Here is a 20,365-nt window from a genome sequence, read left to right as displayed (position 1 = left end):
TGTGTGGGCCGCATCCACGCGGCGGTTTCGGGTTAGATGCTCGGATTCGCGGGCCGTCATGCAGACTCCCCCGGCCTCGTTTTCACGGCGATGCCCCACGCCGCGAGCACAGCGATGCCTAAGAACCAGGCCGCGCAGACCACCAGACCCGCAGCCCCGGTGCCGTTGACGGCCTCGCCGGCCGCGGATACGGGGGTGTGCCCGGCGATTCCGCGCAGGAGGGGACGGAAGTGGTCGGCGGGCATGAGCACCGTGTTGACGAACATCGCAACGATGATTAACGGGATGAGGGCCACGGAACCCTGGGGGCTGGTGATGGAGAACGCGATGTACGTGCCGGTGCATGCGGCCGCCGCGGCAACCATCGCGCCGGTCACCGCGATCCTCCACCACCAGGACACCTCCGGTGGGCCGTCGGAAAGCAAAGCGGCCACCGCCGCGACGACGGCCGTCATCGCCATGATCCGGATGAACTCGGCAATGATCCGTGCGGCCGGCACGGCCGCGTACGGCGCCGGCATGGTGATCAACCGCTCGTGGAAGCCATTGCTGCGTTCAACGAACACGGTGGATGATCCCGTGATGGCCAGGATGAACGCCCACGCCGTCACGACCAGGATGACCGCGTTCCGGAGTTCGAACTCTCCGGTGAGCTGCCTGACCAGGCCACCGAACATGCGGTTGACGATGAACAGGTACACGAGCGGAGCAATGAACGTCATGAACCAGAAGTCGGGGCGCCGCAGCCAAATGTGGGCGATGCGCCGCAGATGCACGAAGATGGCGCCAATCATGATTCGCTCCTCGAGGTGAACCGGCGGATGAACAGGACGATTCCGGCGACCGCCGCGACACCGAGCCACAGGGCGGCCTCTTCCCCGGCGCGATCCGGGAAGGCGTCCGGGGACGCCGCCCTAATCACCTCGATCACCGGCGAAAAAGGCATGTGGCGCACGACGTCGCGAAGGGAGCCGTCCAAAGCGGTCGCCGGAATGAACGCGGTGGAGAACATGAGCAGCAGCATTTCCAGCGCCTGGATCGATGAGGCCGTCGACACCGGGGTGGGCACCATCAGGATCACCCCGTCCGTGACCAGGGACAGGACCGCCGCGGCGAGCAGCGACCACAGGACAGTCCACGCGACGTCACCGACAGCCATGTCGAGGCCGCAGGCCCACGCGACGACCAGCAGCGCCGCGATCGACGCGGACATCCGCAGCACATCGGTGACGAGCCTGCCGGCGACATAGCCGCCTGTGGCCCCGGGCAACACGCGCACGCGGTCAACGAGCCCGGATTCGACGTCCTGTCCCACCGCCATCGCCGACGCCGCGGCGGTGAACATCGCCGCCTGGAACAGGCAGCCGCCGAGCACGAAACGCAGGTACCCGAAGCCGGATTGCTCCGCCGAGTACCCGAACACCGCGTACAGGCACAGCAGGAAGAGGGGCGGAACCACGAACATGGAGATCAGCGACGCGGTGTTGCGTCGCAACAGCAGCAGATCCCGACGGAGAAACGCCGCGACCGACGTCGCACTCATCGCGCCGCACCCCCTGCGTTCATCGATATGAACACCTCGTTGAGGGTGGGCGGCGACACGCTCAGCGAATCCGGCAACGCTTCCGAGGCCTCCATCGCCTGCGCCACCGCCTCGAGGACCCGCGGTCCGGGGTCGACGTCGAGGGACACCGACTTCCCCGCGACGCGGGCGCCGTCCAGGCACGTTCCCCCGAGGCAGCGGGCGAACGCCTCCGCCTCGGCGGCGGTGGCGAAGGACACGCGGAGCACGTGCGACCCGAAGGCGCGGCGCAATTCCTCCGGCGTTCCGCTGGCGACGATGCGGCGATCCTTGAGCAGATGGACGTGGTCTGCCAGCGCCTCCGCCTCTTCCAGGTACTGGGTGGTCAGCACCAGGGTCATTCCGTCGTCCCGCAGTTGCCGGATGAAGCCCCACAGCTCTTCGCGGCTGACCGGGTCCAGCCCCGTCGTGGGTTCGTCGAGGAACAGCAGCCTGGGCACGACGCACAGCGACGCGGCGATGTCGAGGCGGCGCCGCATGCCACCCGAATAGGCCGACGCCAGCGTCGAGGCACTGTCTGCGAGCGAGAATTGCGCGAGCAGTTCCGTCGCGCGGGCGGCCGCGGCGGCGCGGTCGAGTCCGCGCAGCCGCCCGAAGAACTCCAGGTTCTCCCGGCCGGTGAGGTTCTCGTCGATCGCCGCGAATTGGCCGGTGGTGGCAATGTCAGCGCGCACGCCCGCCGGGTCCTCTTTCACGTCGCGCGAGAAGATGCTCACCTCGCCGGAGTCGGCGGTGATGAGCGTCGACAGGATTCGGATGAGGGTGGTCTTGCCTGCACCGTTGTGGCCGAGGAATGACACGATCGCCCCGGTGGGCACGGTGAAACTCACGCCGTCGAGCACATGCTTGCGCATCCGGGCACCGCGCTTTCCCTTGCGCCCGCCGTCCGGCGGGGCACCTGCCCCGCCTTCGGGCGGGGTGCCCGCTTTGCCCGCAATCGGGTAGCTCTTCGTGAGGTCGCGGACGACGATCGCCGCACCTCGTTCAGCTTGATCCGTCATCGTTTCCCCTTTTCTTTGGTATCGCAGTGGGCCGCTGTCGGCAGCGGCCCCGTGGTCGGGTTGTCATGTGGCACCTCGATATGGATGCCCGCATCGCGGGCGAAGGCGAGGACCGGTTCGAGGAGCCGGGGGTGGCCGACGAGATCCCGGCACCCCGGCGCGACCGGCTTCCCCGCGACCGCCACAACGGTGGCGGCAGCAATCGCCGCGGTCATTTTGTAGGAACCCGGGCCGGTCGCCCGGACGACGGTCGTCTCGGCCGCCGGCCCCGCATCGCCCGCGCCGGCGGAGGACAGTGCGACGACCAGCTCGGCGGGTTGCGGAGTGCCCTTCGCCCGCGCCTTCCGCGATGTCACGGCCGCCCCGAGACGGGCGAGCAGACCGGAGACAACGGGCATCGAGTACAGTCTCGACGTGCGGATTTTCTCCACCGACTCATCGGGGAGGGCATCGAAGGCGACGTGGTAGGAATATCCACGGATCGAGGGGCACACCTCGCGTACGACGTCGATGTCCGGGCATTCGTAGCTGATTCCGCTTTGCGACGACACCGGGTTGCGCCGCACCTCGACGATGGTGCCGCCGAGCATCGTGCGGTATCCGCCGCGGATAGTCCGGAACATCGACTCGACCGACGCGGCCCCGGATTCCTGGTCGGCGCCAATTCGCAGATCGACCCGCACATCGCGGACCTCTTCGGCCCCCGCAGCGCGGGCCCCGAGCATCAACAGGGCCGTCGACAAGCCCGGGCACAGGCCGAACCCGGTGAGCACGGGAACCCCCTCCCGCCGAGCGTCCCCGTCGAGGGCCATGATCGCGCGGCGGGCGTCGATCGAATCGTTGACGTCGATGTACCCGGTGCCTGAGTCGATGCAAGCACGGGCGAGTGAGTCTGCATGCACCTCGAACGGGCCGGTGCAGTTGACCACCCAATCGTGTTTGCGGAAGACCCTGCAGATCTCGTTGTGGCCGGCGGCGATCCTCAGCGGGAAGTGCCGCCCCGGGCCATCGTCCGGTTTCTGCCGGGAAGTGTAGGCCAGCTCAATCCCATCGACGACGCCGAGCATCCCCCGGACGAGCCGTCCGGTGACGCCGGTACCTCCGGCCACCAGCACTTTCACGGGTTCGCCCGCGTCGCGGTCCCGTGCTTCCCCGCCGTTTCGTCGGTCAGTCATGTTCCATTTCGTTTCCCCGGTCCCGCGACCGGTCGATTCCTTCGGACGACGGGTCCGCTGCCCTGTCGTCCGTTTCCGGCGCCTGGCGCCGGCGTTCGATGTACTCCCCGATGAGGGCCCCGGTCAGCGCGGCATCCTCTCCGAGGACGAACGAATAGTGGTTTCCCGCGACGCCGGCGACGCAGAGGTCATCGACGAGGTGGTCCCGCCACTGGTCGTGGTTGTGAGCCTCGCCGTCATCGGGGAAAACGAACAACGCCTCCCTCACCCGACCCTCGGGCCGGTACCGGGTGCGGGCATCGATGAGCGAGCGCAGCGAGTTGAACTCCGTCGCCGTCACCCGGTCGCCGGAAAGCCCAAGGTCCTCCAGGAGCGTCGGTGCGACTGCTGCGGCCAGGGCACGCAGACGGGCCCCCCGTTCCCCGTCGGTCTCATCGACCCCGCCGAACTCCGCCCAGAGGCGGGCAACCGGCGTTCCGTGCGGGAGATCGGCGATCGAGGGCGCCACCCGGGACAGCAGCCCCTTTTCGGATTCCGCGCCGAAATCCCCGACGTCGACCGCGATCCCCGGAGCCAGGCTGTCGAGAAACACCAGCGCGGGATCAAGATCGGCCCCCTTTTTCGTCTCATCGGCCTTGTCCCGAAGCACGTCGCTGATGGTCCGGATCGTGTTCATTGGTACCTCTTTCGGTTGTCGGCGCCATGCCGGTGCCGGGCGGACCGGGCCCGCATGGCGTGACCCGGAGGATGTGTCTGAAGGGTTGAAAGGGTGAAGCAACTGGGTGGGGCGCGTCTCCGCACAAGCTCGGAAACGCTCGCGGGCCCGGGACCCGCCGGTTCCGGGCGTCCGTCAAGTCACTGCGGACACCAGGGCGGCGACGAAGGCCGCGGCGGACGCTGCGGCCGCGAATCCGTCACGCACTCGCCAGGGGTGATCGGTGCGGAAGGTGCGCCGCGGATGGCGGCCGAAGTTGCGCATCGCCAGGGTCAAGGACAGCTTTTCGGCGCAGCGCACGGCGCTGACGAACAAGGGAAAGGCGATGCGCGCGGGCGTCGTCGCGCGAATGAAGCCGGAGCGGAAAGACTGCCCCGGTCGCATCGAGCGCAATCTAATCGCCCATGTCAGATGGGGGATTTCGCTGCGCAGGAACGCCGCGATGCTCATCCCGGAAATCGCTATGGTGCACCATGTGTAGGGCACCCGGAAGCGTTGCACCATGGCGTCGAAAAGCTCCTCGACGCGCATGCACGCGGAGACCAGGACCGTCCCCGCGAACACGGCCGTCAGCAGCAGTCCGTGATGGATGCCGTGGCGGACGGCCTCCGCCGGATCCCCACCGCCGTAGAACTCGGAGCGCCACCCGAGCAGGCCGAAGAACACCCCGATCAACAGGACGAGGAGGACCTTCCCCGCCGTCGCCCGAACGTCGCGCTCCGCGATTGCAGCGAGTGCGAGGAACGCGACCCCCGTCAGCGCGAGAACGGCGTCTCCGCCGGAGAGCAGCCCGGCGACGAGGACGAGCATCACCGCCGCGACGATCGTGATGGCGTTCAACCCCGCGCGCCTCCGAGCGGCGGATTCACCGGTCCAGGGGCTTTCGTCCCCGGACGTCCGTGCGCCGGCCGCGGGCAGTGCGCGATCCCGCCGGGACGACTCCGGGGCAGCCGGCACGTCGGCCGCGGGACCGGACCAGGCGACCTTCCCTTCGGCGACGATGCTCGCCCGATCCGCCCACGTTCGCGCGACACGGCGATCGTGGCACGTGAACACAACGGTTCCGCCGGCCCCGGCGTATTCCGCCAGCGCATCCAGCACGATGCGCGCGCTCGGCGAATCCAGGTGCGCCAACGGCTCGTCGAGAAGCAGCAAACGGCGATTGGCCGCCACCGCCAGGAAGATGCCCAACCGTCTTTTCTGTCCGCCCGACAGGACGAACGGCGAGACGGGGTCAAGTGCCCGGGGGAACAGGGCTTCCCGCAGTTTCCGCAGCTCATCGGTGCCGAGTGGCCCGTGCGGGTCCGTGCCGGCCAGCGCGGAGTCGATTTCCGCGGCGACGGTCGCGCGGGTGAACTGGTGCTCGGGGTTCTGGAACGCCCACGACGCGAAGGCGTCGGGGACGCGCCAGGCGGACGCGCCGTCGATCCGGAGGTCCGCTCCCGCCTTCATCTGGCCCGACAGCACCGCCAGCAAGGTGGACTTACCGGCTCCGTTGGCGCCGACTAGGGCATGAATCTCGCCCCGTTCCAGTGTCAGATCGGCCCCGTTCAGGATCTTCTCCCCGCCTCGGGCCACGTGGGTTCCGGTCAAGGCCAGCAGTGGAACGGCATCCGCCTCCGATTCCGGATCGGTGCCATTCCCGGCCCTCCGGGACTTTCGCCGCCGGTCCGGACCGGGACGGTCCGGTGCCCCCGTGCCCTGCGTACTGGCGTCCGGCGTTCCGGCGGTCGCGGCCGTCGTCGCAATGCCCTTCACCGCGATGCTATCCGGCGCTCCGTGGGCGGCGACGCTCCCGTCCGCATCGAGGATCGTCACCGTGTCGACCCACCCGTCGAACGGGCGGAGGTCGTGCTCGATGAGCAGGATGACGCGCCCCGGGGCCCGCAAGTCACGGATGACGGCGAACAGCGACCGGCGACCGTCCTCGTCGACGTGGGCCGCGGGCTCGTCGAAGATCATGACCTCCGGCGCCCTGGCCACCGCACCGGCGATGGCCATCCGCTGGCGTTGCCCGCCCGACAAAGCCCACGGATCCTTCTCTGCGAGCTCTGACAGCCCGAGCTCCGCTAGGGCCTCGGCTGATCGCTTGGCGACGATGCCGGCTTCCACGAGGGAAAACTCGAGGGCCATGGACACGTCATCGACGACTCGGAGCGTGAGCACCTGCGTCGCCGGGTCTTGCCCGACGAAGGTGACCCGGTCCCGGTCCACGGGGCATTCGGTGCCGTCGGCATCGACGATGTGCACGGATCCGGCATGGTCGATGGGGATGTGCGAGGGTATCAGTCCAGCGATGAGGTGGGCCAGGCTCGTCTTTCCGCATCCCACGGGTCCCGTGATGGCGTTGATCGTGCCGAAATCGAAGGAGAGGTCCACCATGTCGGGTGCCCATCGCCCATCGGCGTGCCGCACTCCCGCGCCACTGACCCGCAACCGGGCCGGGGCCGTCCCGCGTGTCGCACCGGCGCACGCGGGCGCTCCGCCGGTCATCGGGTGACCCCGCGGCTGCGGAGCCCCTTTGCGACGGCAAAGCCCAGGACCAAAAACACCAGGCTCGATGCCAAGGCTACGGCGAAGCTGATCAGGGCCATGGGCGTGGTCGGCGAGTCGACGCCGACGGCACGCGGGGCCATCGTTCCCATCAGCGCGGAGAATAACATCGCCGACGCCACGAACTGGGGACGCGTCCACCGCCGGTACAGGGTGACCATGAACGGAAGCTCGATGAGCAATCCTTCCATGATCAGCGCCCCGATCGCGGCGACGCCGAACGGGGTGGTCGCCGCGGACACGACGCCCATGGCAAGGCACGCGATGAGGCTCGCGCCAGGCTTGCGGACGACGATGAGGGGAACGACGCACGGCAGGAACCACAACCCGAGCGTCGCCGCGACGAGATAAACGTGGGCGATGCCGGCGAACACCTGCAGGTAGGTCAGGGGCACGACGATGAGAGACCCCGCGACGCCGATCGCGGCGGCGACGAGCATGTCGCGGGTGGATGGTCGGCCACCCACTGCGACCGGTGCGACGTGTACCAACCGCCCGTCGTCCGTCTGCGACGCCACCGCGTCGCCGTCGCCCGTCCCGTCCGGGCCCGCGTCCCCGACTCCCCCTCCGGAGAGGGGTTCTCTGGTCGATCCACGTTTTCTGTTCATCGTCGCCGCCTCGCTTCCGTTGCCGATTCCCGATCGGGACCATAACTTGAAACAGTATTAGGTTAGGCAATCCTTATCAACTTATGCCAGACTCGAATTATTGACTTTGCCCCCGTTCCCCCCCATTTCGTTGTTAGCAGTTCCACCTCAGGGCACCGAAGATTCATAGCCTGTCCACCCGATTGGGCGGGTTATGTTTATTTCCGTTCCCTCCGTCTGAAAGGACAGTAGAACTAGTCGCTGGCTTCGGTATGGCTTATTCCCGCCCCTGTCTGAAAATGATCCGGGGGTGATGCCGCCGAAGACAGTGACATACTCAAACTGCTAATAGGAACCTGACCCAGCCCAGGTGGTATGAGGTCTCACAGTAATGTAGATGCCAGTACTAAGTATGTCCGACCACCCCCAGCGATGAAGCTCAAATAGTCCAACTTCTAATTCATCGCTAGGAGGAACACACCCATGGCCTATGACTTCGTCATTGGCGTGGACGTCGGCAAATACTTCCACCACGCCTGCGTCCTCGATCCCCAAGGCAGACGCGCGTCAAGGTCAGGCCGACGCGATGGGCGCGAGCCTCGACATCGTGATCAGCTCTGACATGGGCAAGGGCGGCGCCATGGTCAACGGCCAGCCAGCTCTCGACGACGGCATGGGGGCACAAGTGTGGGCAGTCATGGATGACGGCGCCATGGAATCGGCTGGAGTCATCGGCCAAGAACCCCACGACGACGTGTGGATGCCGCTGCCCGGTGGAACTGCTTCAGTCCTCGTCACCGAGGAAGTCGCCGCCGGCGCGGCGCAACCCACCGGTGCGGTGCTGGCCAACGTGACGCTCTAGTCCCGGTTCCCTCCCTTGGCGCGCTTCAGCGCCGAGCACCGGACGAGAGCGAAGTTCACAGCACAATCCAGCCGACCAGGGCCGCGCCGATGACGACCGCCCAGGGCGGGACCTTCCACGAGGTGGGCGCGGCGTAGCAGACCACGGTGATGGACAGAGTGATCACGCCGGAAACCCCGGCGGTGAACACCGGGGTGTACAGCGCTGCACCGAGAATGCCGACCACCGCGGCATTCGCTCCAGCCAGGGCCGCACCTGCGCGTGGTGTCTGGCACCGAGGAAGGACGCGAACGTGAACAGCGGGCCTGGCATCGCCTGCGTTGCGCCGTAGCCGGCGAGGACGGTGTCTGCCCTCGCTCTCCACGCTGCTGTTGGGCGCGTGACTGCCTAGCCCCTTTACGCTCGACTTCACCGCGTGCTACGGCCGCCTTGATGCGCGCGAACATCCGGCCTCCGTCAGTACTGAGGTCCGCATCACCATTCGCGGTAAAAAGCTTCAACCCGTGCTGTTCCGCTCTGTCGATCCACCCTTCGAGCTGCGCGGGCTGCCGCGTTAGACGATCCAAGTCCCAGCAGATAATCGCGTCTAGCTCGCCTCACTGAAGACTAGCCACCATCGCGTCGTAATCGGGACGTTCCACGTCTTTCTTAGAGGCCGAGATCGACTAATCCACATAGGTGTACACGACCATCCAGCCACGCTGCTTTGCAATGGCTTCACAGTCTTCGCGCTGACGCTCGATGGCAAGACCGTCCATTGCAGCATCGAGCGAGATGCGAAGGTAAATGGCAGCACGTGTTGTCATACGACTAACACTGGCGCGCCTTAAGTTACATTGAACTTGAACTCGACCACGTCTCCGTCTTCCATGACGTATTCCTTGCCTTCTTGACGCACCTTGCCGTTGGCGCGCGCTTCGGCCATGGACCCAAACTTGTCGAGGTCTTCGAAGCTGACGATTTCGGCCTTGATGAAGCCTTTCTCAAAGTCGGTGTGGATGACGCCGGCAGCCTTCGGTGCGGTATCGCCCTGGTGGATCGTCCATGCGCGGGCCTCCTTTGGCCCAGCAGTAAGGTAGGTCTGCAAGCCGAGGGTTGCGAAGCCTGCCTTTGCGAGCGTTTCCAGTCCAGGTTCGTCCTGTCCAACGGAGGCGAGGAGCTCCGACGCGTCCTCTTCGTCTAGTTCGAGCAGCTCGGTCTCTGTTTGCGCGTCCAGGAAGACTGCCTCTGCCGGTGCGACAAGTTCTCGCAGCTCTTGTTTCCGGCCTTCGTCGGTGAGCACGGCTTCGTCGGAGTTGAATACGTAGAGGAATGGTTTCGCCGTCATGAGGTGCAGGTGGTGGAGCAAATCGAGGTCGATGTCTCCTGCCTTTGCGGCGGCGAAAAGGGTGCGGTCGTCTTCAAGCACCGCCTGCGCCTTCTTGGCCTCCTCGGCCTCTGCTGCCACGTCCTTGCTCTTGCGGCCTTCCTTCTCCAGGCGCGGCAACGCTTTCTCGATCGTCTGCAGGTCAGCCAGGATCAGCTCGGTGTTAATGACTGCGATGTCAGATGCGGGGTCGACTTTCCCGTCGACGTGAATGACATTGTCGTCAGCGAAGGCGCGAACGACTTGGCAAATGGCGTCTGCTTCACGAATGTTGGCAAGGAAGGCGTTGCCCATACCTTCGCCCTCGGACGCCCCCTTGACGATGCCAGCGATGTCAACGAACGACACCGTCGCGGGCAGGATGCGTTCGGATTCAAAGATCTCAGCTAAGCGCTTCAGGCGCGGGTCTGGCAGTTCAACCAACCCCACGTTCGGCTCGATGGTTGCGAACGGGTAGTTCGCAGCGAGCACATCATTCCGCGTCAACGCATTAAAAAGGGTTGACTTTCCGACATTGGGCAAACCGACGATTCCAAGTGTAAGACTCACGCTGGCCAATCCTAGCCCACCCATCGCGTTGCCGTCGAAAAGTTTGCAGCTCGCGGTCGGGTTACGTTTCTTTCTCCCTCGGATGGGGCACAATAGGTCGCGTGAGCACTCAGAAACCTCTCGACTACGACGCCAATCCGATTGATCGCGGCATTGTCTACCGCGCGTGGATCAAGTCCGCCGCGACGTTGACGCTGCGAGTCCTCATTGTCGCAGTGTTTTTGGCCGCGCTTGGCAAAGTGATCGGGATGTTTTGGGCAGGCATTCTTCCGGTTGTTCTTGCGCTCATCATCTGCACTGTGCTCGCGCCCGTTGCGGGCTGGCTGCGCCAGCATGGCATACCAGCTGGATTTGCGGCGCTCTTGACGTTGCTTGGCTTCTTTGGATTTCTCGGCTTTCTCGTCTCGTTGATTGCCCCGGACATTGCGGCGCACTCGAGGTTGCTCTATCTGCAAGCGCTCGAAGGTGTGCAGCGGTTGCAGCTCTGGCTGCAGGGTCCACCGCTCAATGTCAACCCCGATGATCTTGATGAGGGCGTGAACGAGATTGCGCAGTGGCTCCAGAAGCAGGCCGGGGCAATCGCTGGCGGTGTATTCACGGGTATTGGCACTGCCGCAGGCCTGATTGTCACACTGTTCGTCGTACTCGTCTTAACTTTCTTTTTCCTCAAAGACGGACACAAGTTCCTGCCGTGGCTTCGCAGTGCTACCGGTGGCCGCGCAGGCCTTCATTTCACTGAGCTCTTCACCCGTGCATGGAACACACTTGGGGGTTTTATTCGCGCCCAAGCTGTTGTCTCGCTTGTCGACGCCATCTTCATCGGACTCGGCATTTACTTCGTGGGCGTCCCGATGGCGTTCACGCTCGCTGTGCTGACGTTCATCGCGGGGTTCATCCCGATTGTGGGTGCGGTTGTGGCAGGCGCGCTTGCCATTTTGGTCGCGTTGGTGTCGCTTGGCGTAACCCAAGCGTTGATTGTGTTTGCCATCGTCATTGTTGTCCAACAGCTGGAAGGCAATGTGCTCTCCCCGATGCTGCAGTCCCGTGCAATGAACTTGCATCCAGTGATCGTGCTGGTCTCCGTGACCGTAGGTGGTGGACTCTTCAACCTGATTGGTGCCTTCTTGGCAGTCCCCGTAGCTGCGATGATCGCGGTTTGCTACCGCTACGCGCTCGATATCGTGCGCATCCACTCAGGGGAAGTACACCCGGAAGATCTTTCTTTCATCACCGAGGAAGGTCGTGCGATTGCTGAGCTGGAAAGCATCGAAAGCCAACACAAGCGCGATGCGCTGCGCGAGGAAGATGAATGGGCAGCCACTGTCCCCTCGGAGGCTGCACAGGGAGAGTCCGCGGAGGAGGATCTTGATCAATCCGATCACCGTTTCCGTCCGCGATACAAGCCCGACAAGTTAAAACATATGTTCGATCGACTGCGTCCTAACGCCTAGTTTTGTCCCGCTCATGTGCTCTACTAATGCACATGGACGCATCGACCGCACTGCTATTGATCTTTACGGGCCTCCTCGTTGGGGCCATCCTGGGCTTTTTTGGCGGCGCGTTTTGGATGCAGCGTACCAACCCCCAACAGCACCCGCCTACTGATCTACGCCCGCTGGCACAGGCACTTCGTGACCTACAGGTTCGTCTCGAAGACATCGATAAAGAGCAAGCAGTAGCGCAGTCTGCCTTGGCAGGCCAAGTACAAGCAATTGCGCGCACCTCATCCAGGCTCGGGGACCGGACTGATCAGCTCATCACTGCACTGCGCTCACCGCAGGTCCGAGGCAGATGGGGCGAAGTGCAGCTGCAGCGCGTGGTAGAGCTGGGTGGGATGGTAGAGCACGTCGACTTTGACGCTCAGGCGTACATGCGTTTCGACGGCGCCTCGCTACGCCCGGACATGGTTATCCGGCTCACCCAGGATCGAAACATCATCGTCGACGCCAAGGTTCCGTTTTCTTCATACCTCGATGCGCTCAACACGGAAGACCCGGAAGAAAAGCAAGGCTACCTGCGTAGACACGCGCACCTGCTGCGAAGCCACGTCGATACGCTGTCCTCAAAGTCATACATAAAGGCATTTCAGCCCAGCCCGGAATTCGTCGTGATGTTTGTCCCAGCAGACCCATTCTTGGACGCCGGTCTCGCTATCGACCCGGAGCTGCTCGACTACGCTTTTGCCCGCAACGTCGTCATCGCGACCCCCACGACGCTGTTCGCACTGCTGCGCACGGTTGAACTTGGGTGGAGGCAAGATTCCATGAATCGGGAGGCGCAGACCATCCAGCGTCTTGGCGAAGAGCTGTACCGGCGTCTCGGCACGCTGACAGAGCACTACAACCGCGTCGGGAGCAGTCTTGAGAAGGCGGTCGAGTCGTACAACGCAACACTGGCGTCGCTCGACAGTCGGGTGATGGTCACCGCTCGTAAGCTCGAGGAACTAGGTGCAGCTGGGCACTCGTCGAGTGCGCCGGAGTTTCACCCTATCGATGCGCGACCGAGACTCCGCGACTCAGATTCGTCGAATTGTTAGCCCCTGGAGCGGGTCAAACTGGCAAGACTCGGGGGTAGGCCGGGTAGAATGCCCAGCGTGTCTCAAAACTCTCTCCGATCCCCGCGCCCTGGTACCGCCACCTTCCACGGTTTGCCTACCGTTTCCAGCATCGGCATTATCTTTGCTGCGCTGCTGACCGGCGTCGTCATCGCAACGTCGGCGGGATACATCGGATGGCCTCTGCTCGTACTGTTCAGCGTCGCGGTCATCGCCGTGACAACGCTGGTAGACCCGCGGGGTTTGTTCCTTACCGTCGCGGCTACCCCGCTTTTGTTCGTCATTGCGCTGCTTGGATTTGGACTGATTTCAGCACGCAATCAGCTTGGGGCAGCTGGTGCAGGCGGGAAAACCGCTATCCTTATGGTGCTCTACCCAGTAATCGAGCACTTCCCTATTCTCTTCACGGTGACTGCTGGTGCCCTGGTGATCGCCATCGTGCGCTACTGGCTGATCCAACGCCATAACGATGAAGTCCTGCGCCGGGAGCGAGCGCAGCGCCGCCGCATGAGCCAGTCGAACCGCAGGACCAATAGCGAGGGCCGTCGGGCCCGTGAGCGCAGCCAGGGTGGCATCACGGTCGATGAGCTGTTGAAGCGAACGAAGGCAGAACGCAGTCAGGCCCGCCCCCGTGGGGAGCGGGCCCGGCGAGTTGCCTCTCGCCTTGGCGAGGACCTGTACAAAAACGAAGATCGCTAGGCGAAGGCTAGACGAGCACTAGCTGCTACGGCGCGGCTGACGCAGATCCCGCGGCAGCGCGAACGTGATCGTCTCTACCGTAGTGGTGACTTCCTCTACATCGGTGTAACCGCGCTTCGCCAGCTCCGCGAGCAGCTCCTGAACCAGAATTTCCGGCACCGAAGCTCCCGATGTTACGCCAACGGTGTTGACGCCCTCGAACCATTCGTCTTGTACTTGGTGGGCGTAGTCGATGAGGTATGCGTTGTTGGCACCAGCGTCGAGCGCTACTTCCACCAGGCGCTTCGAATTGGAAGAATTTTGCGAGCCGACCACAATAACGAGTTCCGTCTGCGGTGCGATCTTCTTCACTGCTACCTGACGGTTTTGCGTTGCGTAGCAGATGTCGTCGCTAGGCGGGTTTTCTAGATCTGGGTAGCGCTCGCGCAGCTTTTCAACGATCAGCATCGTTTCATCAACAGACAGGGTGGTCTGGGATAGCCACACTAGCTTCGTCCCCTCTGGGAAGTCGGGAAGGGCGTCGACACCCTCGACCCCGTCAACGAGGTGGGTGACCTCCGGGGCCTCACCTGCGGTACCTTCGACTTCCTCGTGGCCCTCGTGGCCGACAAGCAAGATCTGGTATCCGTGCTTGGCAAACCGCTTCACCTCGTTGTGCACCTTGGTCACGAGCGGGCACGAGGCGTCGAGCGCCAGCAAGTTGCGCCCGTCCGCTGCTTCGCGGACCGCGGGGGAAACTCCGTGCGCGGAAAAAACAAGGTGCGAGCCTTCGGGGACCTCGTCGGTTTCGTCAACGAATATGACGCCGCGCTTCTCTAGTGTTTCCACTACGTACTTGTTGTGGACGATCTCTTTTCGCACATAAATTGGGGCTCCGTATTTTTCCAGCGCCTTTTCTACAGTGACAACTGCACGATCCACACCTGCGCAGTAACCGCGAGGTGCTGCCAGAAGAACTTTTTTACCCTGATTTGTCATGGAACCGACCCTACCGAATCAACGTCTAAAACAGTAGGTACACATTCTTGTGGTGATCTATCTATGAAACAATGACAGCGTATTCCATCGACACGCTGGGAAAGGAGCGGTGTTGACACAAGCACAAGGTGAGCGTTCAGCCTCACCAAGTAGCCCTGAGCAGCCATGGCCAGTGGCAAAGTTGAATAAGTCGGTCAAGGGGTGGATTAACCGTCTGGGCCACTTGTGGGTCGAAGGCCAGCTCACGCAGGTGAACTACAAGCCGAGCTGGAAATTCTCCTATCTCACGCTCCGCGATACACAGCAGGAAACGAGCGTGCAGCTTACGGTTTCCTCGGACTACTTAAGGAGCTTGCCGACGCCACCAAAGGACGGTGACCGCGTCGTCATCTACGGCAAGCCGGCCTTCTACGAGGGCCGCGGCTCCTTTTCGATGTGGACGACGCAGATTCGCCACGTCGGTATCGGTGAATTGCTCGCGAAGATTGAGCAGCTTCGGAAACAGCTTGCAAGTGAGGGTCTCTTTGACCGCGCCCGCAAACGGCCGATTCCCCTGCTCCCGAACACGATTGGCCTCATTACTGGTCGCGGCTCAGCCGCCGAGCGCGACGTGCTTTCCGTGGCGCAGAGCCGTTGGCCCGCGGTCCAATTCCGCGTGATCAACACCGCGGTACAGGGACCGAACGCGGTGCCTGAGGTCATTCAGGCCCTGCAGACGCTTGACGCGGCCCCCAATGTTGAGGTCATCATCATTGCCCGCGGCGGTGGCTCGGTCGAGGATCTCCTGCCGTTTTCTGAGGAGGCACTGCAACGCGCCGTAGCTGCGGCGGGGACGCCGGTGGTATCTGCCATTGGCCACGAGCCGGATAGCCCGGTGCTCGACAACGTCGCTGACTTACGCGCGGCCACTCCAACCGACGCCGCTAAACGCGTCGTCATCGATGCCACCCAGGAGCTTGCATTTCTGTCTGAGGCGCGCGTACGCAGCGCGCAGGCGCTGCGTACCTGGGTTTCCACCAAATCGGAAGAGATCCAGTACTGGCGCTCGCGTCCGGTGATGCAGAACCCGTTACTGGCAATTGAGCGTCGAAGCGAAGAGGTCTCACAGCAGGTTGCTTCGATGCGACGAGAGATCAGCCACCTGTTGGCACGAGAAACGCAGCAGGTCGCTGCGCTCCGCTCACAAGTTTCGGCGTTAGGGCCAGCAGCAACTCTCGCGCGCGGATATTCCGTAGTACAAGTCCTCCCCCGCGACCATTCCGATCCTGAGGTTGTCACCAGCATCGAACAATCACCACCCGGATCGCAGCTGCGCATCCGCGTCGCGGACGGTTCCATCACCGCAGCAGCAATGGGGACCACCCCCGCCGATTAAATCCACACAGCAATTTCACTAGCATCTAGCATCAAGGAGACAATCCATGTCCGAAAACACGTATGGCAATGGCCAACCCACCGACGCCGCATTCCCCGACCCCGCAACGCTTTCGTTCGAGCAAGCTAGGCAGCAACTCGTAGAAACAGTGAGGGTCCTCGAGCTCGGGCAAATGAGCCTTGACGAATCACTGAAGTATTGGGAGTACGGCGAGGGGCTCGCGAAGCGCTGCGAGCAGCTACTCGAGGGAGCATCAAAACGTGTCGAGGCCGCTATTCAGCAGCGCGACGCGACTGAGCAAACACCACAGTCGGAATAGCCTGCTGCCACGGCGTCTACTGCGCTGACAGCGGCTCGGTCGCGAGCGCAGTACGTATCAGTTCCTCAAACTCGGCGTCTGTTCCGGCACCTGTGACGGCGAATCGTGCGTCGCCAGCATCGATAACCCACAGTGGGCGAGTTTTCGCCTCGGTACCCTTGAATATCTCAATGCTGTGGCCATCGATCGTGTCCTGGCGGTCAAGCGTGCGCTGCTTTCCGTCGACCTCGGACTGGACCGTTTTGCTGTCCGCACCCGTTTGCGTCAGCTGGATGAAGCCACCATCGGGCGTGACCCACCCTACGACTGGAGCTGGCTGCTGAGCGATCATGCTTCGCCGCGCGGAGTTCGTCACCCAACCTGTTGGCATTTGAGGGTAGCGCACCGGAAAATCGACTCCGCGAGCCTCAAGGCCAAGGAACGTCTTCGCATCGACTTCTTGCACAGGCCCATTTTCGGGCTTACCGGGATTGAACGTGCACAGCCCGGTCGCACCAACGGCAATGATCATGACGACCACGATCAAGATGACGTTGATGAGCATGTCTCTGCCGTCTTGGAAAATGCGAGGTTTGTTTTCTTGAGCCACGCGCTCCAGTATGACATGGATTCCTGATACCCCCGAATTTGTCTTTTACCCCCGCGCGTTGGCTTTTTACGCAGGAAGTCCCCAGTTCAGACACCACTATTCGCAGCATTGCCCTATTTTAGGTGTAGAAACGACGGTTCATGTCTGGCAAAAGTGCCATGATAGAGGTGTGCCAGACCGCAGTGGTATGGCTTTGCAACGCGGCATGATGTCGATGTTGTCACAACTAAAACTAGTTTGCCGCAGGAGGGCACTGTTTCATGTCTGAACAAACTTCTGAAAACTTCCCTGACCGTAACCTTGCAATGGAGCTCGTGCGCGTTACCGAGGCTGCTGCGCTTGCCTCTGGCCGCTGGGTAGGTCGCGGGATGAAAAATGAAGGTGACGGCGCCGCAGTCGACGCCATGCGCAAGATGATCAACTCCGTCACGATGGACGGCGTCATCGTCATTGGCGAGGGCGAGAAGGACGAGGCGCCGATGTTGTTTAACGGCGAAAGTGTCGGCAACGGTTTTGGCGCACAGGTTGATCTGGCGGTTGACCCAGTCGACGGCACGCGCCTGATGGCGGAAGGTCGCCCGAATGCTATTTCGGTTATCGCGGCTGCCGACCGTGGTTCCATGTTCAACCCGCAGGACGCGTTCTACATGAACAAGATTGCAGTCGGCCCTGAGGCTGTCGGGGTCATCGATATTACGAAGTCCGTCGAGTTCAACATTAAGGCAGTGGCAGAAGCCAAGGGAGTCGGCGTTGGTAACGTGACTGTGGTGGTACTCGACCGCCCACGTCACAACAAGCTGGTTGAGGAGATTCGCAAGGCTGGTGCCAAGGTACGTTTCATTATGGACGGAGACGTTGCTGGTGCCATCGCTGCTGCCCAGAACACCAACTCCATTGACATGGCGATGGGCATCGGTGGCACACCGGAGGGGGTTATCACGGCGTGTGCATTGAAGTGCCTTGGTGGTGAGATCCAGGGCCAGCTCGCACCGCAGTCCGATGAAGAGCGCGAACGCGTGCTGGCAGCGGGCCACGATCTCGACCGTGTGCTTGGCCTCGACGACTTGGTGGCCTCCGATAACTGCTACTTCGCGGCTACCGGTGTCACCAACGGCGACATGCTGCGCGGCGTCTCCTACCGTAAGAATGGCGCTACCACCCGTTCGTTGGTAATGCGCTCGAAGTCTGGCACCGTCCGCTACGTGGAGTCCCTCCACCAGCTGCCGAAGCTTCAGGAGTACTCGGTGATCGATTACTCCGGCCCGATCAAGTAATTCAAAGCGTCGATTTTCTGTAAGTATCAAGTAAAGGAAAGATTGAATGGCCGATAAGCAGTACCGTATCGAGCACGACACCATGGGTGAGGTCAAGGTACCTGTTGATGCACTGTGGCGTGCTCAAACTCAACGTGCTGTAGAGAACTTCCCGATCTCTGGCCGGGGCCTCGAGAACCAGCAGATCCGCGCCCTTGGGCTCCTCAAGGCCGCGTGTGCGCAGGTCAACAAGGATTCGGGCAAGCTCGATGCGGAAAAGGCTGACGCGATCATCGCTGCGGCGAAGGAAATCGCAGACGGCAAGCACAACGACCAGTTCCCAATTGACGTCTTCCAGACGGGTTCTGGCACTTCCTCGAACATGAACACTAATGAGGTCATTGCTTCGATCGCGCACGCAAACGGCGTGGAAGTCCACCCGAACGACCACGTCAACATGGGACAGTCCTCGAACGACACCTTCCCAACTGCAACGCACATTGCTGCCACCGAAGCTGCCGTCGAAGTGCTGGTCCCGGCCCTGCAGGTGCTGCAGAAGTCACTGGCTGCGAAGGCTGAGCAATGGCACGAGGTAGTGAAGTCGGGCCGCACTCACCTGATGGACGCGACCCCGCTGACGCTTGGTCAGGAGTTCTCCGGCTACGCTCGTCAGATCGAGCTCGGCATCGAGCGCGTTGAGGCAACTGTTGGCCGCCTCGGCGAGCTCGCCATTGGCGGCACCGCGGTTGGCACCGGCATCAACACCCCAGCAGACTTTGGCGCAAAGGTGACCGCAGAGCTGGTGAAGCTCACCGGACTGACACAGCTGTCGGAGGCAAAGAACCACTTCGAGGCCCAGGCCGCACGCGACGCTCTGGTGGAATTCTCCGGTGCGATGCGCACTGTTGCAGTCTCGTTGTACAAGATTGCAAATGACATCCGTCTGATGGGTTCAGGCCCACTCGCAGGGTTCGCGGAGATTCACCTCCCAGATCTGCAGCCAGGCTCGTCGATCATGCCTGGCAAGGTGAACCCTGTCCTGTGCGAGGCGGCAACCCAGGTCTCAGCCCAGGTGATCGGCAACGATGCCGCAGTGGCATTCGGCGGCTCGCAAGGCCAGTTCGAGCTCAACGTGTTCATCCCGATGATGGCGCGCAACGTGCTGGAGTCCGCTCGCCTGCTGGCGAACGTCTCTCGACAGTTCGCTACCCGCTTGGTTGACGGTATCGAGGCGAACGAGGCCCGCATGAAGCAGCTCGCGGAGTCTTCACCATCAATCGTCACCCCTCTGAACAGTGCAATCGGCTACGAGAACGCTGCGAAAGTGGCAAAGCATGCGGTGAAGGAGGGCATCACGATCCGCCAGGCTGTGATTGACCTCGGCTTCGTGGACGGCGAAACGTTGACTGAGGAGGAGCTCGACAAGCGTTTGAACGTCCTGTCGATGGCTCATACCGAACGCAACTAGTCTTCGCTACAATCATCCCTGCTACTGCCCATGTTCATGAGCACGACCAGGGATGATTTTTATGTCTGATTCTTTTTCGCAGCTTCGTACAGCTGGGGGCTCAAATAAGCCATGGGTTATTGGCGGTGTCTTAGCTCTGGTGGTCTCGCTTATCGGGATAGCGCTCGCCGCAGCGTACTGGTCCGCTCAGCCAAAGCCGGAGCCTAACGGGGTGCCTACAGTTGTGACGGTGACTGCGTTTCCTGAAGCTCCGCAAGTGCGTGACGACGCCCCCTCTGGAACATTCCAAGGCACCCTCCAATCGCACAGCCCTGATGCTGCCGTAGCGGCGTGGCCGGCGGTGTTCTCCCTCCATGAAGGACAAGGGATGGTCAGCTATCCTCTGAGCGGTTGCGTGGCGCTTATCGCGCATGATGGCAGTGCTTCCGCTCTGACGAAACAGTGCCCTCCAACTACTGATGATGGTTTCTGGAGCTTCTCCAGCCCGGAGCCGGGAATCGTTGAGGCACAGTTTTTCGAGCGCCGCGGTGATAGCTCTCCAAACGTGGAAGGCTCACTATCGCTCCTGGTTGAATAGGTTTCTTTGATATTTTTGCACGGAGTGTAAGATTGCACTCCGTGAATTTTCCCGATCAGTCAGAAGGTCTCCGGCAGCGAAAGCGCCGCGAAACACGGCAGCGAATCTTCGATACAGCTGCATCGCTTGTGGCACGCGACGGCTATGACAATGTCACAGTCGA

20 protein-coding genes and 2 pseudogenes are annotated in these 20,365 nt (G+C 62.5%); 9 read left to right on the top strand and 13 right to left on the bottom strand.

Annotation, left to right across the window (positions count from 1 at the left end; translation table 11 throughout):
• Positions 1–56: 56 nt before the first annotated feature.
• The 7 genes from QP752_RS07675 to QP752_RS07645 form a co-directional block, all read right to left on the bottom strand.
• On the bottom strand, positions 57–794 hold the full coding sequence (locus QP752_RS07675) for an ABC transporter permease (RefSeq protein ID WP_052205195.1): 738 nt from the start codon (positions 792–794) through the stop codon (positions 57–59).
• Positions 791–1,543: an ABC transporter permease gene (locus QP752_RS07670; protein WP_070976203.1), complete on the bottom strand. Its 753-nt coding sequence runs from the start codon at positions 1,541–1,543 to the stop codon at positions 791–793. Before QP752_RS07670 ends, QP752_RS07675 begins: the two co-directional genes overlap by 4 nt.
• Entirely contained in the window at positions 1,540–2,583 is a 1,044-nt protein-coding gene (locus QP752_RS07665; protein WP_034666007.1) for an ATP-binding cassette domain-containing protein, read from the bottom strand. The genes QP752_RS07670 and QP752_RS07665 overlap by 4 nt, the downstream gene beginning before the upstream one ends.
• Complete coding sequence (locus QP752_RS07660; RefSeq protein ID WP_034666009.1) at positions 2,580–3,758, bottom strand: saccharopine dehydrogenase; 1,179 nt, start codon at positions 3,756–3,758, stop codon at positions 2,580–2,582. The genes QP752_RS07665 and QP752_RS07660 overlap by 4 nt, the downstream gene beginning before the upstream one ends.
• Positions 3,751–4,434 (bottom strand): hypothetical protein, encoded by a 684-nt coding sequence (locus tag QP752_RS07655; protein WP_070764469.1) that lies wholly within the window; start codon positions 4,432–4,434, stop codon positions 3,751–3,753. The genes QP752_RS07660 and QP752_RS07655 overlap by 8 nt, the downstream gene beginning before the upstream one ends.
• Positions 4,435–4,608: 174 nt before the next feature.
• A complete protein-coding gene (locus QP752_RS07650) occupies positions 4,609–6,855 on the bottom strand; it encodes an ATP-binding cassette domain-containing protein (protein ID WP_284805177.1) in 2,247 nt (748 codons plus the stop codon).
• Positions 6,856–6,962: 107 nt separating this feature from the next.
• Positions 6,963–7,634, bottom strand: coding sequence for an ECF transporter S component (locus tag QP752_RS07645; RefSeq protein ID WP_141738245.1), 672 nt, complete (start codon positions 7,632–7,634; stop codon positions 6,963–6,965).
• A gap of 562 nt (positions 7,635–8,196) precedes the next feature.
• Here QP752_RS07645 and QP752_RS07640 point away from each other — a divergent pair.
• Positions 8,197–8,475 (top strand): annotated as a pseudogene (locus QP752_RS07640) (anti-sigma factor); the annotation flags it as partial.
• Positions 8,476–8,530: 55 nt separating this feature from the next.
• On the opposite strand, the gene QP752_RS07635 reads toward QP752_RS07640, so the two are convergent.
• From QP752_RS07635 to ychF, 4 genes and pseudogenes are all read right to left on the bottom strand, one after another.
• A complete protein-coding gene (locus tag QP752_RS07635) occupies positions 8,531–8,701 on the bottom strand; it encodes a hypothetical protein (RefSeq protein ID WP_218079174.1) in 171 nt (56 codons plus the stop codon).
• Positions 8,702–8,882: 181 nt separating this feature from the next.
• Positions 8,883–9,041 (bottom strand): annotated as a pseudogene (locus QP752_RS11385) (recombinase family protein); the annotation flags it as partial.
• 99 nt (positions 9,042–9,140) lie between these two features.
• Positions 9,141–9,281: a recombinase family protein gene (locus tag QP752_RS11380; RefSeq protein ID WP_257000612.1), complete on the bottom strand. Its 141-nt coding sequence runs from the start codon at positions 9,279–9,281 to the stop codon at positions 9,141–9,143.
• A 20-nt stretch (positions 9,282–9,301) separates the two neighbouring features.
• Positions 9,302–10,390 (bottom strand): redox-regulated ATPase YchF, encoded by a 1,089-nt coding sequence (gene ychF / locus QP752_RS07625; RefSeq protein WP_070976202.1) that lies wholly within the window; start codon positions 10,388–10,390, stop codon positions 9,302–9,304.
• 101 nt (positions 10,391–10,491) lie between these two features.
• On the opposite strand from ychF, the gene QP752_RS07620 reads away from it, so the two are divergent.
• The 3 genes from QP752_RS07620 to QP752_RS07610 are packed head-to-tail and all read left to right on the top strand — an operon-like array spanning position 10,492 to position 13,643.
• Positions 10,492–11,841 (top strand): AI-2E family transporter, encoded by a 1,350-nt coding sequence (locus tag QP752_RS07620; RefSeq protein WP_284805174.1) that lies wholly within the window; start codon positions 10,492–10,494, stop codon positions 11,839–11,841.
• Between the two features lie 32 nt (positions 11,842–11,873).
• Positions 11,874–12,926, top strand: a complete 1,053-nt coding sequence (locus QP752_RS07615) for a DNA recombination protein RmuC (RefSeq protein WP_256006407.1) — start codon at positions 11,874–11,876, stop codon at positions 12,924–12,926.
• Positions 12,927–12,983: 57 nt separating this feature from the next.
• Complete coding sequence (locus QP752_RS07610; protein ID WP_252931093.1) at positions 12,984–13,643, top strand: DUF6542 domain-containing protein; 660 nt, start codon at positions 12,984–12,986, stop codon at positions 13,641–13,643.
• Positions 13,644–13,661: 18 nt separating this feature from the next.
• On the opposite strand, the gene QP752_RS07605 is transcribed toward QP752_RS07610, so the two are convergent.
• Positions 13,662–14,621: a 4-hydroxy-3-methylbut-2-enyl diphosphate reductase gene (locus QP752_RS07605; RefSeq protein ID WP_252931094.1), complete on the bottom strand. Its 960-nt coding sequence runs from the start codon at positions 14,619–14,621 to the stop codon at positions 13,662–13,664.
• Between the two features lie 112 nt (positions 14,622–14,733).
• On the opposite strand from QP752_RS07605, the gene xseA reads away from it, so the two are divergent.
• Both xseA and QP752_RS07595 read left to right on the top strand, forming a co-directional pair.
• Positions 14,734–15,996, top strand: coding sequence for an exodeoxyribonuclease VII large subunit (gene xseA, locus QP752_RS07600; RefSeq protein WP_284805172.1), 1,263 nt, complete (start codon positions 14,734–14,736; stop codon positions 15,994–15,996).
• Between the two features lie 46 nt (positions 15,997–16,042).
• Complete coding sequence (locus QP752_RS07595; protein WP_070362751.1) at positions 16,043–16,315, top strand: exodeoxyribonuclease VII small subunit; 273 nt, start codon at positions 16,043–16,045, stop codon at positions 16,313–16,315.
• 16 nt (positions 16,316–16,331) lie between these two features.
• Here the strand turns inward: QP752_RS07595 and QP752_RS07590 are convergent, their stop codons facing one another.
• Complete coding sequence (locus tag QP752_RS07590; RefSeq protein ID WP_070362752.1) at positions 16,332–16,904, bottom strand: DUF4245 domain-containing protein; 573 nt, start codon at positions 16,902–16,904, stop codon at positions 16,332–16,334.
• A 260-nt stretch (positions 16,905–17,164) separates the two neighbouring features.
• Between QP752_RS07590 and glpX the strand changes: the two genes are divergently transcribed.
• From glpX to QP752_RS07575, 3 genes are all read left to right on the top strand, one after another.
• Positions 17,165–18,178, top strand: a complete 1,014-nt coding sequence (gene glpX, locus QP752_RS07585) for a class II fructose-bisphosphatase (RefSeq protein WP_070479332.1) — start codon at positions 17,165–17,167, stop codon at positions 18,176–18,178.
• Between the two features lie 46 nt (positions 18,179–18,224).
• Positions 18,225–19,625: a class II fumarate hydratase gene (locus QP752_RS07580; RefSeq protein ID WP_070479330.1), complete on the top strand. Its 1,401-nt coding sequence runs from the start codon at positions 18,225–18,227 to the stop codon at positions 19,623–19,625.
• A 61-nt stretch (positions 19,626–19,686) separates the two neighbouring features.
• Entirely contained in the window at positions 19,687–20,202 is a 516-nt protein-coding gene (locus tag QP752_RS07575) for a hypothetical protein (RefSeq protein ID WP_141742272.1), read from the top strand.
• The last annotated feature ends 163 nt before the right edge of the window (positions 20,203–20,365 follow it).

Source organism: Corynebacterium sp. UMB10321 (assembly GCF_030228725.1).
GTDB classification, from domain to species: Bacteria; Actinomycetota; Actinomycetes; order Mycobacteriales; family Mycobacteriaceae; genus Corynebacterium; species Corynebacterium pseudogenitalium.
Note: the sequence above shows the minus strand (reverse complement) of the source record. Positions and strands in the feature narration are given on the sequence as shown.